At 72.0% G+C, this 14,212-nt stretch carries 11 protein-coding genes; 8 read left to right on the top strand and 3 right to left on the bottom strand.

Annotated elements, in window-relative coordinates:
* Window positions 1-16: 16 nt before the first annotated feature.
* Window positions 17-1,261, bottom strand: coding sequence for a helix-turn-helix domain-containing protein (locus AB0K17_RS12175; protein ID WP_365982883.1), 1,245 nt, complete (start codon window positions 1,259-1,261; stop codon window positions 17-19).
* Between the two features lie 179 nt (window positions 1,262-1,440).
* On the opposite strand from AB0K17_RS12175, the gene AB0K17_RS12170 reads away from it, so the two are divergent.
* The 3 genes from AB0K17_RS12170 to AB0K17_RS12160 all read left to right on the top strand — a co-directional run bounded on the left by AB0K17_RS12170 (window position 1,441) and on the right by AB0K17_RS12160 (window position 4,467).
* Window positions 1,441-2,367, top strand: a complete 927-nt coding sequence (locus AB0K17_RS12170; protein WP_365968068.1) for a proline dehydrogenase family protein — start codon at window positions 1,441-1,443, stop codon at window positions 2,365-2,367.
* A 43-nt stretch (window positions 2,368-2,410) separates the two neighbouring features.
* Window positions 2,411-4,042, top strand: coding sequence for an L-glutamate gamma-semialdehyde dehydrogenase (pruA, locus tag AB0K17_RS12165; RefSeq protein ID WP_365968043.1), 1,632 nt, complete (start codon window positions 2,411-2,413; stop codon window positions 4,040-4,042).
* A gap of 284 nt (window positions 4,043-4,326) precedes the next feature.
* Window positions 4,327-4,467 carry a hypothetical protein gene (locus tag AB0K17_RS12160; protein ID WP_365968042.1) on the top strand — a complete coding sequence of 47 codons (141 nt, stop codon included), beginning with the start codon at window positions 4,327-4,329 and terminating at the stop codon, window positions 4,465-4,467.
* A gap of 77 nt (window positions 4,468-4,544) precedes the next feature.
* Here AB0K17_RS12160 and AB0K17_RS12155 read toward each other — a convergent pair whose 3' ends face one another.
* Window positions 4,545-6,173: a metallophosphoesterase family protein gene (locus AB0K17_RS12155; protein ID WP_365982971.1), complete on the bottom strand. Its 1,629-nt coding sequence runs from the start codon at window positions 6,171-6,173 to the stop codon at window positions 4,545-4,547.
* A 153-nt stretch (window positions 6,174-6,326) separates the two neighbouring features.
* Between AB0K17_RS12155 and AB0K17_RS12150 the strand changes: the two genes are divergently transcribed.
* From AB0K17_RS12150 to cimA, 4 genes are all read left to right on the top strand, one after another.
* A complete protein-coding gene (locus tag AB0K17_RS12150; protein ID WP_365982882.1) occupies window positions 6,327-7,394 on the top strand; it encodes a 3-isopropylmalate dehydrogenase in 1,068 nt (355 codons plus the stop codon).
* A 194-nt stretch (window positions 7,395-7,588) separates the two neighbouring features.
* A complete protein-coding gene (locus AB0K17_RS12145; protein ID WP_365968040.1) occupies window positions 7,589-8,674 on the top strand; it encodes a branched-chain amino acid aminotransferase in 1,086 nt (361 codons plus the stop codon).
* 103 nt (window positions 8,675-8,777) lie between these two features.
* Entirely contained in the window at window positions 8,778-10,091 is a 1,314-nt protein-coding gene (locus AB0K17_RS12140; RefSeq protein ID WP_365982881.1) for an MFS transporter, read from the top strand.
* Window positions 10,092-10,372: 281 nt separating this feature from the next.
* Entirely contained in the window at window positions 10,373-12,007 is a 1,635-nt protein-coding gene (cimA, locus tag AB0K17_RS12135; protein ID WP_365968038.1) for a citramalate synthase, read from the top strand.
* A 21-nt stretch (window positions 12,008-12,028) separates the two neighbouring features.
* Here the strand turns inward: cimA and AB0K17_RS12130 are convergent, their stop codons facing one another.
* Entirely contained in the window at window positions 12,029-12,673 is a 645-nt protein-coding gene (locus AB0K17_RS12130; RefSeq protein WP_365982880.1) for a TetR family transcriptional regulator, read from the bottom strand.
* Window positions 12,674-12,758: 85 nt separating this feature from the next.
* On the opposite strand from AB0K17_RS12130, the gene AB0K17_RS12125 reads away from it, so the two are divergent.
* Complete coding sequence (locus AB0K17_RS12125; protein ID WP_365982879.1) at window positions 12,759-14,198, top strand: FAD-dependent monooxygenase; 1,440 nt, start codon at window positions 12,759-12,761, stop codon at window positions 14,196-14,198.
* The last annotated feature ends 14 nt before the right edge of the window (window positions 14,199-14,212 follow it).

Genomic DNA, 14,212 nt, shown 5'->3' with positions numbered 1-14,212 from the left:
CGTCGGGGCCGGGCCGTCAGGGCCGCCGCAGACGGGCGGCCTTGAGCGTCATGTGCAGCAGCAGGCGGTCCTCGCCCTCGTCCAGGTCGAGGCCCGTCAGCTGCTCCACCCGGCCCAGCCGGTAGTACAGCGTCTGCCGGTGGATGCCCAGGGCCGCCGCCGCGCGACCCGCCTGACCGGCGCAGTCGAGGTACACCTCCGCCGTACGGGACAGCTCCGCGTACGCCGACGCCAGCAGCGGCGCCACCGCCGGATCCGCGGCCCGCCCGGCCGGCAGCCCGGTCAGCACCCGGTACGGCCCGATGTCCGCCCACTGCGCCACCGGGCCCAGCCGCGGCTCGGCCGCGGCCGCCCGGGCCGCCGACAGCGCCTCCGCCCAGGCCTCGGGCAGCTCCGCCAGGCCCCGGCGCGGGGTGCCGATCCCCGCCGCCGGCGTCGCCGGCTGCCCGGCCGGCAGACCGGCCCGCGGCGAGCGCAGCAGCCGGTCCGCCGCGGTCAGGGCCGGGGCGGGGGAGGAGGCGGCCCGCAGCCGCACCAGCGCGGCCAGCGCCGCCGAGCCGTCCGGCAGCGCCTCCGGCACCGCGCACAGCGCCGCCACGCCCGACTGCGCGGCCAGCGCGGACCCCGCGCCCTCCGTTCCGGGCGGCTCGTTTCCGGCCACGCCGTCGCCCGCGCGCCAGGGCGTGACCGCCACCACCGCCAGCGGCCCGTCGGCCGCCGCGCCCAGCGCCTCGCGCAGCACCCCGGCCGCCGCCTCGCGCGCGGCCGGCCGGGCGGTCAGCAGCTCCCGCAGCAGCTCGCCCAGCTCCGCTCCGGAGCGGGCCTCGGCCGCCAGCAGGGCCCCGATCCGCGCCGCGGTCTCCATCGCATGGGCCAGCCGGGGGTCGGCGAACGGCTCGGCGAGGTCCAGCTCGCTCAGGTGCCCGTCGTCCAGCAGCCACACGTAGCCGTGCACCACGCCGCCGTGCCGCACCGGCAGGCAGATGCGGCCCTTGAAGACGCCCGCGGCGGGGTCCGGCGGGATGCGCAGCGGCGCCTGGGCCCGGGCGATGCCGAACGCCTCGAACCACGCCCGTACCGCCGCCGTCGAGCGCCGCTGCAGGATCGAGCGCGTGCGCACCGGGTCCATCGTCAGCTCGAGATCGTCGTCCCCGCCGTGCGCGCCGAAGGCGATCAGGCCGAAGTCGCGGTCCTCCAGGGTCGCCGGAGCGCCCAGCGCCGCCGAGATCTCGTCCACGAGCTGCTGATACTCGCCACGCATGCCGCGCCGTGCTCCTTTCTCCATTCGTCGGTCATCATTGTCATACAGATGTCTGAGATCCCGGCCACGAATGCGTGACAGCTGTCGATGGCCGTCAATATGGCGTGAACCATACGTTTCACGATGAGTTTCATATGCCGTCCTCCCAGGTGGGAACGGCCGTCATCGTGGAGGTGCCCGTGCTGGGTCCCGTGATCCTCGCTGCCTCGCGCAGCGACAAGATGCGCCGCTTCGTCTCGGCTGCCCCGGGCACCAAGCAGGTCGTCGACCGCTTCATCGCGGGCGAGACCGTCGACCAGGTCATTCCCGTCGTCGAGGACGCCGCGGCCAAGGGCCTCGAGGTCACCCTGGACGTCGTGGGCGAGGACATCACCACCGTCGAGCAGTCCTACGCCGCGCGCGACGCCTATCTGGAGCTGATCGGGCGCCTGAAGGAGCTGGGCCTCGGCACCCGCGCCGAGATGTCCGTCAAGCTGTCGATGTTCGGTCAGGCACTGGAGGGCGGCCACGAGCTCGCCCTGGCCAACGTCCGCCCCGTCGTCGAGGCCGCCGCCGCCATCGGCACGACGGTTACGCTGGACGCCGAGGACCACACCACCCTCGACTCGATGTTCGCCATCCACGAGGAGCTGCGGAAGGACTTCCCCGACACCGGCTGTGTCATCCAGGCGTACCTGTTCCGCACCGAGGACGACGCCCGCCGCCTGGCCGAGGCCGGCAGCCGCGTGCGCATCGTCAAGGGCGCCTACAAGGAGCCCGCCTCGGTCGCGTACCAGGACAAGGCCGAGATCGACAAGGCGTTCGTCCGCATCCTCAAGATCCTGATGGCGGGCAAGGGCTACCCGATGATCGGCTCGCACGACCCGCGACTGATCGCCATCACCAAGGAGCTGGCCCGCCAGGCCGGCCGCGCGATGGACGAGTACGAGTTCCAGATGCTCTACGGCATCCGCAGCGACGAGCACCTGCACCTGGCCGCCGAGGGCCACCGGATGCGCGTCTACACGGCCTACGGCACCGACTGGTACGGCTACTTCATGCGCCGTCTGGCCGAGAAGCCCGCCAACCTGATGTTCTTCGCCCGCTCGATCCTCACCAAGGGCTGAGCCTCCCCCCGACCCCCGTAACCCGTTAGGAGACATGGCACCCATGGACGCTGTGACCCAGGTCCCCGCGCCGGTCAACGAGCCGGTGCACGGCTACGCCCCCGGTTCCGCCGAGCGCGCACGCCTCGAGGCCAAGCTCAAGGAGCTGGCCGCCAACCCGATCGACCTGCCGATGACCATCGGCGGCGTCAAGCGCATGGGCGGCGGCGAGCCGTTCAAGGTCGTCCAGCCGCACAACCACGCCGCCGTGCTGGGCACCTTCCACCACGCCACGCAGCAGGACGCCCAGGACGCCATCGACGCCGCCCTCGCCGCCGCCCCGGCCTGGCGCGCGATGTCCTTCGACGACCGCGCCGCGATCATCCTGCGCGCCGCCGAGCTGCTGGCCGGCCCCTGGCGCGAGACGCTGGCCGCCTCCACCATGCTGGGCCAGTCCAAGACCGCCCAGCAGGCCGAGATCGACACGCCCTGCGAGCTGGTCGACTTCTGGCGCTTCAACGTCCACTTCGCGCGCCAGATCCTGGCCGAGCAGCCGGTCGCCAACTCCGCCGGCGTGTGGAACCGCAGCGACCACCGCCCGCTCGAGGGCTTCGTCTACGCGATCACCCCGTTCAACTTCACCGCCATCGCCGGCAACCTGCCGACCGCCCCGGCCCTCATGGGCAACGTGGTCGTCTGGAAGCCGTCCCCCACCCAGACCCACTCCGCCGTGCTGCTGATGCAGCTGCTGGAGGAGGCGGGCCTGCCCAAGGGCGTCATCAACCTGGTGACCGGCGACGGCATCGCCGTCTCCGAGGTGGCCCTGAACCACCCCGAGCTGGCCGGCATCCACTTCACCGGCTCGACCAAGACCTTCCAGTACCTGTGGAAGACGGTCGGCAACAACATCGAGAACTACAAGTCCTACCCGCGCCTGGTCGGCGAGACCGGCGGCAAGGACTTCGTCGTCGCCCACCCGAGCGCCGACCGCGCCGTGCTGAAGACCGCGCTGACCCGCGGCTCCTTCGAGTTCCAGGGCCAGAAGTGCTCGGCCTCCTCCCGTGCCTACATCCCGCGCTCCATCTGGGAGGACGGCTTCAAGGAGGAGTTCGCGGCCGAGGTCGACGGCATCACCATGGGTGACGTCACCGACCTGTCGAACTTCATCGGCGCCGTCATCGACGACCGCTCCTTCGCCAAGAACAAGGCCGCGATCGACCGCGCCAAGGCCGACCCGTCCTGCACGATCGTCGCCGGCGGCACGTACGACGACTCGGTCGGCTACTTCGTGCGCCCGACCGTCATCGAGTGCACCGACCCGGAGAACGAGGTCTTCACGACCGAGTACTTCGGCCCGATCCTGGCCGTCCACGTCTACGAGGACGACCAGTACGACGCCATGCTGGAGCAGATGGAGTCGGTGTCCGCCTACGCGCTGACCGGCTCGGTCATCGCCGCGGACCGCGCCGCGGCCGCGCACACCATGGAGAAGCTGCGCTTCGCCGCCGGCAACTTCTACATCAACGACAAGTCGACCGGTGCGGTCGTCGGCCAGCAGCCCTTCGGCGGCGGCCGCGCGTCCGGCACCAACGACAAGGCCGGTGCCGCGACCAACCTCCTGCGCTGGGTCTCGACCCGGTCCATCAAGGAGACGCTGGTCCCCCCGACGGACTACCGCTACCCCCACATGGGCTGACGTCCCCGTGAGCACCGCCCCCCGCCCCGGCCCCCCAGCCGGGGCGGGGGGCGGTTCCCTTTGGGCTCACCGGTCGTCTCAGATAGTAGGAAGTCCGAGTAATAGGCGGGACATCGCGCATGCCCTGCCCTAGCGTTGAGAACAGCCGAACGCCCGCTCCATCGAGCGATCCGCGGTTGCGGCCGCGTGCCACCGCGCAGGTGACCCCTGCGGCACCGCAGGCCCCCGCCCCTGACGGCGCTTATCCCGCATCCCCTCCAGGACTCGCGAAGGAGACGTGCCCCATGCCCGAGACCACCACCGCCCGCCGCCCCCGCCGCCGCACGGCCGAGCGCGCCCAGCGCGAGGCCGACCGGATGAACGCCGCCGCCGCGCTGCAGCGCGCCCTCGACCGTCGCGACAACGGCGGCGTCACCGGCCACTAGGACGGCACCACGGCGCCCCTGACGGGGCGCGCGTGGTGCCCCGCGACGAAGATCCGTCGGACACGCGGGCGGCCCGACTACCGGGTGCGGTTGCGCCGGTCCTCCTCCGAGCGCACGATGTCGAAGTGGTCGATCCGGGCCCCGCTCTCGGCCAGCGCCGTCACGCGCATCCGCGGCCGGGGGCCCGGTTCGCACTCCACCGCGAGGAACGAGTAACCGGTGTAGCGCACCCGCGACCACTCCACCTGCTCGGTGACCTTCTCCTTGCCCTTGCGCCAGTAGTAGCTGGAGACGCTCTCCAGGTCGTGGACGTGGCCCTCGTAGCTGTCCGGCACGGGGAAGTCGTACAGCGACTTGCCGGCCCCGCCCGCCGTGACGTACACGATGCCGTCGCGCACCGGGTCGGTCGTCCCGCCGAGCGGCACCTTGCGCTGGACGCGCCGGTGCCGGACGGCGTCCGTGCGCTCGTAGACGTGGTTGTGGCCGTTGACGACCAGATCCACCGTGTACTTCTCGAACAGCGGTACCCACACGTCGCGCACGCCGCCGTCCGAGGCGTGGCCCTTGGTGGTGGAGAAGGCGCAGTGGTGGAAGAAGACCACGATGAAGTCGATGTCGTCGCGCTCGCGCAGCTCCCGCAGCCGCCGCTCCAGCCAGCGGGTCTGCCGCCCGCCGCTGTAACCGGTGTTGGCGGTGATCTCGTACGAGACGTCGTTGGCGTCGAGGGCGACGACGCCGACGTTGCCGTGGACGAAGGAGTAGACGCCGGGGGAGTGCCGGGGGTCGAAGCCGTTGTCCGGCAGCGTCCAGCGGGCGCTCTGGCCGCCGTAGCCGTTGGGGGAGTACCAGGCCTCCATGTCGTGGTTGCCGGTCGTCACCATCCACGGCACCCGGGCGGCCACCGACTCGGTCTGGGCCAGGAACTGGTCCCACACGCGGGCGTCGTAGACGTCCCCCGGCTTGCCCGCCCCGCTGTCGTCGGCGTAGCAGATGTCGCCCGCGTGCAGGTGGAAGGCCGGGTTCTGGCCCAGGATCAGCTGGTCGTTGGCCAGCGCGTGATAGCTGACGCCCTGGTCGCCGAAGGCGGTGAAGACGAACTTCTCCGGATGCGCCGGGGCGGTGCGGAAGGAGCCGACCGTGCCCAGGTGGCGGGCGTCGGCCGGGTCGAAGCCGTCGTGCCCGACGCCGTAGTAGTACGTCTGGCCGGGGACGAGCCCGTCGAGGGCGGCGTGCAGGAAGACCTGGTCGACGGCGGGCAGCTTCTTGCTCAGCGGCGGGGTGTGCAGGGTGCGGACCTCGGCGGGGATCCGCCGGTCGAGCTCCCAGGGCTTCGGGCCCACCCGGACGAAGGGCCGCCGCACCGCGAAGGGCACCTGCCAGGAGATGCGCATCTGGGTGCGCGGGTCCGCGCCGAAGGCCAGGTGCCGGCCGAAGGGGGCCACGAGCGAGCCGTCCACCCGGCCGGTCGCGGGCGCGGTGATCAGGGTGGGGGACGGTGCGGTCGGCGCGGGGGTGGGCCCCGCCTGCCGTGCGACGGCGGCCCCCGCGCCCGCCGTCAGCAGCCCGGTGCCCGCGAGCGCCCCCGTGGCCGCTCCGGCCCGCAGCAGGCCGCGTCTGGTGAACCTGGCGCGGAGGTACTCGTGCTGCTCGGCCATCGTCATCCGGCGCGCCAGCCGGTCGGGGATGCCTACGCGTGGTGTGTCCATGCCCGTGTCCATGTCCCGCACGGTGCCAGGAGCGGGAAGACGGGACACATATTTTCGGCGAAATTGAGGGAAAGACGCCTGTCCGGCTCGCACCTCGGTCCGCATTCTGGACGGTGCGTGTCATCAGGCGGGACAAGGAGTACGGTCCCTCCCATGTCCCGCAGCATTCGCCTCGCAGTGATCCCCGGTGACGGCATCGGCCCCGAAGTCGTGGCCCAGGGCCTCAAGGTCCTTGCCGCAGCGCTCCCTTCGGACGTCGAGCTCACGACCACCGAGTACGACCTCGGCGCCCGCCGCTGGCACGCCACCGGCGAGACGCTGCCCGACGCCGAGCTCGAGAGCCTGGCCGGGCACGACGCGATCCTGCTGGGCGCGGTCGGCGACCCGTCGGTTCCTTCCGGCGTGCTGGAGCGGGGCCTGCTGCTCAAGCTGCGCTTCGCCTTCGACCACTACGTCAACCTGCGCCCCGCCCGGCTGCTGCCGGGCACCGCGACGCCGCTGGCGGGCGACCCGCGGATCGACTTCGTCGTCGTCCGCGAGGGCACCGAGGGCCCCTACACCGGCAACGGCGGCTCCCTGCGCACCGGCACCCCGGCCGAGGTGGCCACCGAGGTCAGCGTCAACACCGCCTACGGCGTGGAGCGCGTCGTCCGCGACGCCTACGAGCGCGCCCAGGCCCGCCCGCGCAGGAAGCTGACCCTCGTGCACAAGAACAACGTCCTGGTGCACGCCGGGCACCTGTGGAAGAACGTCTTCGACGCCGTCGGCCGCGAGTACCCCGCGGTCACCACCGACTACCTGCACGTCGACGCGGCGACGATCTTCTTCGTCACCCAGCCGGAGCGCTTCGACGTCATCGTCACCGACAACCTCTTCGGCGACATCCTCACCGACCTGGCCGCGGCCGTGACCGGCGGCATCGGCCTGGCGGCCTCCGGCAACATCAACCCGGCGGGCACGTACCCCTCGATGTTCGAGCCCGTCCACGGCTCCGCGCCCGACATCGCCGGCAGCGGCAAGGCCGACCCCACCGCCACCGTGCTCTCCGTGGCGCTGCTGCTGCGCCACCTCGGGTACGAGGCGCAGGCCGCCCGCGTCGAGGACGCGGTCGCCGCGGACGTCGCCGCCCGCGACGGGAGCGTACGCAGCACCGACGAGGTGGGCGACGCGCTGGCCGCGCGCGTCAGGGCCACCGCCGCCGACGGGCCCGTACCGGCCTGAGCCCGGCCGTTGCCGCAGCGCACGGCCGGCTGCCACCATCCCTACCGGCCGCGCGCACGTTTTCCGTGGGGCCCCTCACGAGCGATAATCGAACGAGGGGCCGCGACATGGCGAAGAAGCTCTTCAGTCCCCGGGCCCTCCTTCGGGGCACAGTGAGCGCGGTCCGCCACACACGAGGTGAAGGACACGCATCCATGACGACGCCCACGATCGAGCTCAAGCCCTCCTCGCACCCGCTGCCCCAGGCGGAGCGCGAGCGCATCCTCGCCGCTCCCGGCTTCGGCCGGCACTTCACCGACCACATGGTGACCGTCAAGTGGACCGAGGGCCGCGGCTGGCACGACGCCCAGCTCGTGCCGTACGCGCCGCTGTCGATCGACCCGGCGAACATGACGCTGCACTACGCCCAGGCCATCTTCGAGGGCCTGAAGGCCTACCGGCAGCCCGACGGCTCCGTCGCCACCTTCCGTCCCGAGGAGAACGCCAAGCGCTTCGCGGCCTCCGCCCGCCGCCTGGCCATGCCCGAGCTGCCGGTCGAGACCTTCATCGAGGCCTGCGACGTGCTGGTGCGCCAGGACAAGGAGTGGGTGCCCGCCTCCGGCGAGCAGTCGCTGTACCTGCGGCCGTTCATGTTCGCCACCGAGGTCGGCCTGGGCGTGCGGCCCTCGAACGAGTACCTCTTCGTCGTCATCGCCTCGCCCGCCGGCGCCTACTTCCCCGGCGGCGTGAAGCCGGTGTCGGTGTGGCTGTCCCAGGAGTACGTGCGCGCCGCTCCCGGCGGCACGGGCGCCGCCAAGTGCGCGGGCAACTACGCCGCCTCCCTCGTCGCCCAGGCGCAGGCCGCCGAGCACGGCTGCGACCAGGTCGTCTGGCTGGACGCCGTGGAGCGCAACTGGATCGAGGAGATGGGCGGGATGAACCTGTACTTCGTGTACGGCAACCGCATCGTCACCCCGAGCCTGACCGGCACCCTGCTGCCCGGCATCACCCGCGCCTCGTTGCTGCAGATCGCCGCCGACCTCGGCTACGAGGTCTCCGAGGGCCGCATCTCGGTGGACGACTGGAAGGACGGCAACGCCGACGGCACCCTCACCGAGGTCTTCGCCTGCGGCACCGCCGCCGTCATCACGCCGGTCGGCTCGGTGAAGTCCACCACCGGCAACTGGACGGTGGGCGACGGGCAGCCGGGCGAGGTGACCATGCGGCTGCGCAAGGCGCTGCTGGACATCCAGACCGGCGCCGCCGAGGACACCCACGGCTGGATGCACCGCCTGGGCTGATCGCCGCCCCCACGGTCCCGCGTACGCAATGCACGCAAGTACGCGGGATCGTTGCCGGCCGGGCCCTTGTCGCCGCAGTGCCGTTCCAGCACCGTGATCGTCCATGGAACAGCACTGGAAGAAGATATGGATCGGCTCGGCCGGCAACATGGTCGAGTGGTTCGACTGGTTCGTCTACGCCAGTTTCGCCACGTACTTCGCGGGTTCCTTCTTCCCCGCGGGCAACGACACCGCCAAGCTCATGAACACCGCCGGCATCTTCGCCGTCGGCTTCTTCATGCGGCCCGTCGGCGGCTGGCTGCTGGGCAGGGTGGGCGACCGGCGCGGCCGCAAGGCGGCGCTCACGCTGACCGTCACCTTGATGTCGGCGTCCGCCGTGCTGATCGCCGTCGCCCCGACGTACGGGGTCGCCGGGTACGGTGGCGCGTTCGTGCTGCTGGTGGCCCGGCTGCTGCAGGGGCTCTCGGTCGGCGGCGAGTACGCGGCCAGCGCCACCTACCTCACCGAGGCGTCGGCGCCCGGCCGGCGCGGCTTCGCCTCCAGCTTCCAGTACGTGTCGATGACGGCCGGCCAGCTGCTGGGCCTGGGGCTGCTGATCGTCCTGCAGCACACCCTCACCAGCGCCGAGCTGCACGACTGGGGCTGGCGCATCCCCTTCGTGGTGGGCGCGCTCGGCGCGGCGGTCATCTTCTACCTGCGGCGCTCGATGCTGGAGACGGACGCCTACGAGGCGAGCGGCGCCGAGGCGGACGAGGAGCGCGGCACCATCCGCGCCCTGCTGCGGCACAAGCGCGAGGCGCTGCTGGTCATCGCCCTGACCATGGGCGGCACGGTTGCCTACTACACGTACACCACCTACCTGACGAAGTACCTGTCCAACTCCGCCGGGCTGCCCAAGCAGACGGCGACGCTGGTGAGCTTCTGCGCGCTGCTGGTCTTCGCCTGCCTGCAGCCGCTGGCCGGGGCGCTGTCGGACCGGATCGGCCGGCGCCCGCTGCTGATCACCTTCGCGGTCGGGGCCACCTTCCTCACCGTGCCGATCATGGCGATGCTGAGGCACGCCGGGTCCTTCTGGCCGGCGCTCGGCCTGTCCCTGCTGGCCCTGGTCGTGGTCACCGGCTACACGTCGATCAACGCCTGCGTGAAGGCCGAGCTCTTCCCCACGGGCGTGCGCTCCCTGGGCGTGGCGCTGCCGTACGCGATCGCCAATGCGCTCTTCGGCGGTACGGCGGAGTACGTGGCCCTGTGGTTCAAGAACAGCGGGAGGGAGTCCGGCTTCTCCTGGTACGTGGCGGGCTGCGCCGCCGTGTCGCTGGTCGTCTACCTCACGATGCGCGAGACCCGGGACACCGATCTCACCCGGGTGGGGCGGCGGGGCGAGGAGGCCGGGGAGCCGACACGGGTGCCCGCATCGTGAGACCGTGCGGCACGGGCGGACCGGAACGTGCTTGGATGCCGTCCATGCTCTCGCTCGCCATGATTATGGGCAGCTAGCGCGCCGGTCCGCAGTGACCGCGGCACACCACCCGTGCGCCGCGGACACCGTCGTCCCAGACCCGCGCGCAGACCTCTCGCACCCGCGAGAGGTCTTTTCGTTTCCCGGCCACCCTCGCCGGGAGCGGGCAGCGTGCGGGACGATAGGGGGACGGTGGAACCGGTCATTCCGGTAGACCGAGATCGACAGGAGTCACACCAGCCATGTCAGCAACGACGGGCGCCACGGACGCCAACGACGCCACCGACCGCCCCGACGACGGCTTCCACGTCTTCGACACGACCCTGCGCGACGGGGCCCAGCGCGAGGGCATCAACCTCACCGTGGCGGACAAGCTGACCATCGCCCGGCACCTCGACGACTTCGGGGTCGGCTTCATCGAGGGCGGTTGGCCCGGCGCCAACCCCCGGGACACCGAGTTCTTCCGCCGCGCCCGCCAGGAGATCGACTTCCGCCACGCCCGGCTCGTCGCCTTCGGCGCCACCCGCAGGGCCGGCGTCCGCGCCGAGGACGACCCCCAGGTCGCCGCCCTCCTCGACTCGCAGGCCCCCGTCGTCACGCTGGTCGCCAAGTCCCACGACCGCCACGTGGAACTCGCCCTGCGCACCACCCTCGACGAGAACCTCGCCATGATCCGCGACACCGTGCGGCACCTGCGCGCCCACGACCGCCGTGTCTTCGTCGACTGCGAGCACTTCTTCGACGGCTACCGCGCCAACCCCGGCTACGCCACCGAGGTCGTGCGCACCGCCCACGAGGCCGGCGCCGACGTCGTCGTCCTGTGCGACACCAACGGCGGCATGCTCCCCGCCCAGGTCGAGGCGGTGGTACGGACCGTGCGCGCCGACACCGGGGCCCGCCTGGGCATCCACGCCCAGGACGACACCGGCTGCGCGGTCGCCAACACCCTGGCCGCCGTCGACGCGGGCGCCACGCACGTGCAGTGCACCGCCAACGGCTACGGCGAGCGCGTCGGCAACGCCAACCTCTTCCCCGTCGTGGCCGCCCTGGAGCTGAAGTACGACCGGCGCGTCCTGCCGCCCGGCAAGCTGGTCGAGATGACCCGCATCTCCCACGCCATCGCCGAGGTCGTCAACCTCACCCCCGCCACCCACCAGCCCTACGTGGGTCTGTCCGCCTTCGCCCACAAGGCCGGGCTGCACGCCTCGGCCATCAAGGTCGACCCCGACCTCTACCAGCACATCGACCCCGAGCGGGTCGGCAACACCATGCGGATGCTCGTCTCCGACATGGCCGGCCGCGCCTCCGTCGAGCTCAAGGGCAAGGAACTGGGCATCGACCTGGGCGGCGACCGCGAACTGATCGGCCGGATCGTCGCCCGCGTCAAGGAACGCGAGCTGGCCGGCTACAGCTACGAGGCCGCCGACGCCTCCTTCGAACTGCTGATGCGCGAGGAGGTCGAGGGCCGCACCCGCCGCTACTACCGGGTGGAGTCCTGGCGCGCCATCGTCGAGGACCGGCCCGATGGCACGCACGCCAACGAGGCGACCGTGAAACTGTGGGCCAAGGGCGAGCGCATCGTCGCCACCGCCGAGGGCAACGGCCCGGTCAACGCCCTGGACCGGGCGCTGCGCGGCGCGCTGGAGCGCATCTACCCGCAGCTCGCCTCGCTGAAGCTGACGGACTACAAGGTGCGCATCCTGGAGGGCAGCCTGGGCACGGGGTCGACCACCCGGGTGCTGGTCTCCACCAGCGACGAGAGCGGCGAGTGGTCCACGGTCGGCGTCGGCGAGAACGTCATCGCCGCCTCCTGGCAGGCCCTGGACGACGCCTACGCCTACGGGCTGCGGCGCGCGGGCGTCGAACCCAACGAGTGAGCACCCCCGGGTGGGCGCTTTTCAGCGGCTGATCGCCGACAGGCCCGAGTCGAGCAGGTCGAAGGCCCGGTCGGCGTCGGCGTGGGCCGTGCGCACCACGGCGCCGGTGAGGCGGTCCGCCGCCAACCGGCGCCAGTTGGTGCGGGCCAGGACGTGGTGGACGGCGACGATCTGCGCCGCGGCCAGCTTCGCCGTCACCTCGTCCGCCGGCCCCGTCTCCGCCAGCGCCTCCGCCAGCACCCGCTCGTCCTCGGCGCTGTAGAGCATGAGCCGGGCCTGCAGGCTCGGGGTGGAGTAGAGCAGGTCGCGGTAGGCCAGCACCTCCGGCACGTCGCACAGGCCCGTGACCGGGTCGCGGGCGTCCAGGCGCTCGTGGAAGTGCGTCCGCAGCGCGGCCAGCGGCGCCTCGCCCGCGCAGCGCTCGCGCACGACGCGGGCCGCCTCGCCCTGGTGGTCGGAGATGCGGTGGAGGGCCAGGTCCTCCTTGGTGGGGAAGTAGCGGAAGAGCGTCGGCTTCGAGACCTCCACCGCCGCCGCCACGTCCGCGACCGAGACCTCGTCGAACCCGCGCTTGAGGAACAGCTCGATCGCCGTGTCGGACAGCGCCTGGCGCGTGCGCTGCTTCTTCAGCTCCCGCAGGCCCGTCCCGGGTGTCTCCTCGCTCACGAGGCCACCCTAGCAGGAATCGCCGTTACTCGGAATCTTTTGTTACTCGGTTGCATTTTCCGGCCGGCGGGTCTTTCATGGACCCATGACCGCCGTACTGATCACGGGCGCCGGCCCGACCGGGCTCACCCTCGCCATCACGCTCGCCCGCGCCGGAGTCCCCGTGCGCATCATCGACAAGTCCCCCGAGTTCCACCGCGGTTCGCGGGGCAAGGGGCTCAACCAGCGCAGCCGGGAGATCCTCGACGACCTCGGCGTGGGGGAGGCCGCCACCGCCTCCGGCACCGAGCACATCACCCTGCGCAAGTACCGCGGCGGCGTCGCCCTGGCCGACCATGTCTCCTCCGGCGACCGCGTCCCCACCCCCGACGTGCCGTACGCCACCGGCCTGCTCATCCCCCAGTGGCGCACCGAGGAGATCCTGCGCGACAAGCTCGCCGCATACGGCGTCCACGTCGAACTCGGCACCGAACTGGTCGACTTCGAGCAGGACGAGCACGGGGTGACGGCCCGTCTCGCCGACGGGCGCAGCGTGTCGGCCTCCTACCTCGCCGCCTGCGACGGCGGTCGCAGCACGGTGCGCAAGGCCCTCGGAGTGGGCTTCGAGGGACGGACCGAGGCCGAGGAATGCATGATCATCGGCGATGTCCGCGCCGACGGCCTGGACCCGGCCTACTGGCACCAGTGGTTCGACGAGGACGGCGCCGTCATGCTCTGCCCCTTCCGCGGCGACGACCACTGGCAACTCCAGGCGAGCCCCGAACGCGATGCACAGGGACAGCCCCTGCCCGCCTCCCTCGCCTCCTTCCAGCGCCTCTTCGAGCGCCACGCCCGCGTCCCCGGCGTGCACCTCGCGGACGTGCGGTGGATGTCCACCTACCGCATCAACGTCCGCATGGCCGACCGCTTCCGCATCGGCCGCATCTTCCTCGCCGGCGACGCCGCCCACGTCCACTCCATCGCCGGCGGCATGGGCATGAACACCGGCATCCAGGACGCCTTCAACCTGGGCTGGAAGCTGGCCCACGTGCTCGGAGGCCAGGCGGGGGAAGGCCTGCTCGACACGTACGAGGAGGAGCGGCTGCCGGTCGCCGCCTGGACACTCAACCTCACGGATGAACGCCTGCGGGCCGTACGGGAAGGAGTGCGCCGCCCCGGCGTCGGCACGGAGGCGGTCGTCACGGACGACGTGACGACCCTTGGCGTGCACTACGACTGGAGCACGCTCGCCGGCGACGGCCCCCTGGCGGGCCACCGCGCACCGGACGCGCCCCTGACCGACGGTGGCCGGCTCTTCGAAGCGTTCGCGGGGCCGCACTTCACGGTGCTCGACTTCGGGGCGGGGGCGGCGGTGCCGGAGGGGGTGCGGACGGTGCGGCTCGGCCCGGCGGAGGAACACGCCCGACGGGCGTACGGGATGGAGGGCCGGGCGGGGGTGGTGCTGGTGCGGCCGGACAACTACGTAGCACTGAGCGCCGATGCGCCGTCGGCGATAGCCGACTACCTCAAGCGGCTGGGCGGTTAGCCCTGCGGGCGGCC

The organism is Streptomyces sp. NPDC049585 (assembly GCF_040675615.1).
Lineage (GTDB): Bacteria > Actinomycetota > Actinomycetes > Streptomycetales > Streptomycetaceae > Streptomyces > Streptomyces luteosporeus.
This window is presented reverse-complemented; position numbering and strand designations above follow the sequence as displayed.

Bases quoted from the DNA above. Each gene is read 5' to 3' on its own strand.
- AB0K17_RS12175 (WP_365982883.1), bottom strand. From the start codon at position 1,261: ATGCGTGGCGAGTATCAGCAGCTCGTGGACGAGATCTCGGCGGCGCTG.
- AB0K17_RS12155 (WP_365982971.1), bottom strand. From the start codon at position 6,173: ATGGACACACCACGCGTAGGCATCCCCGACCGGCTGGCGCGCCGGATG.
- AB0K17_RS12150 (WP_365982882.1), top strand. From the start codon at position 6,327: ATGTCCCGCAGCATTCGCCTCGCAGTGATCCCCGGTGACGGCATCGGC.
- pruA (WP_365968043.1), top strand. From the start codon at position 2,411: ATGGACGCTGTGACCCAGGTCCCCGCGCCGGTCAACGAGCCGGTGCAC.
- AB0K17_RS12140 (WP_365982881.1), top strand. From the start codon at position 8,778: ATGGAACAGCACTGGAAGAAGATATGGATCGGCTCGGCCGGCAACATG.
- AB0K17_RS12125 (WP_365982879.1), top strand. From the start codon at position 12,759: ATGACCGCCGTACTGATCACGGGCGCCGGCCCGACCGGGCTCACCCTC.
- AB0K17_RS12160 (WP_365968042.1), top strand. From the start codon at position 4,327: ATGCCCGAGACCACCACCGCCCGCCGCCCCCGCCGCCGCACGGCCGAG.
- cimA (WP_365968038.1), top strand. From the start codon at position 10,373: ATGTCAGCAACGACGGGCGCCACGGACGCCAACGACGCCACCGACCGC.
- AB0K17_RS12145 (WP_365968040.1), top strand. From the start codon at position 7,589: ATGACGACGCCCACGATCGAGCTCAAGCCCTCCTCGCACCCGCTGCCC.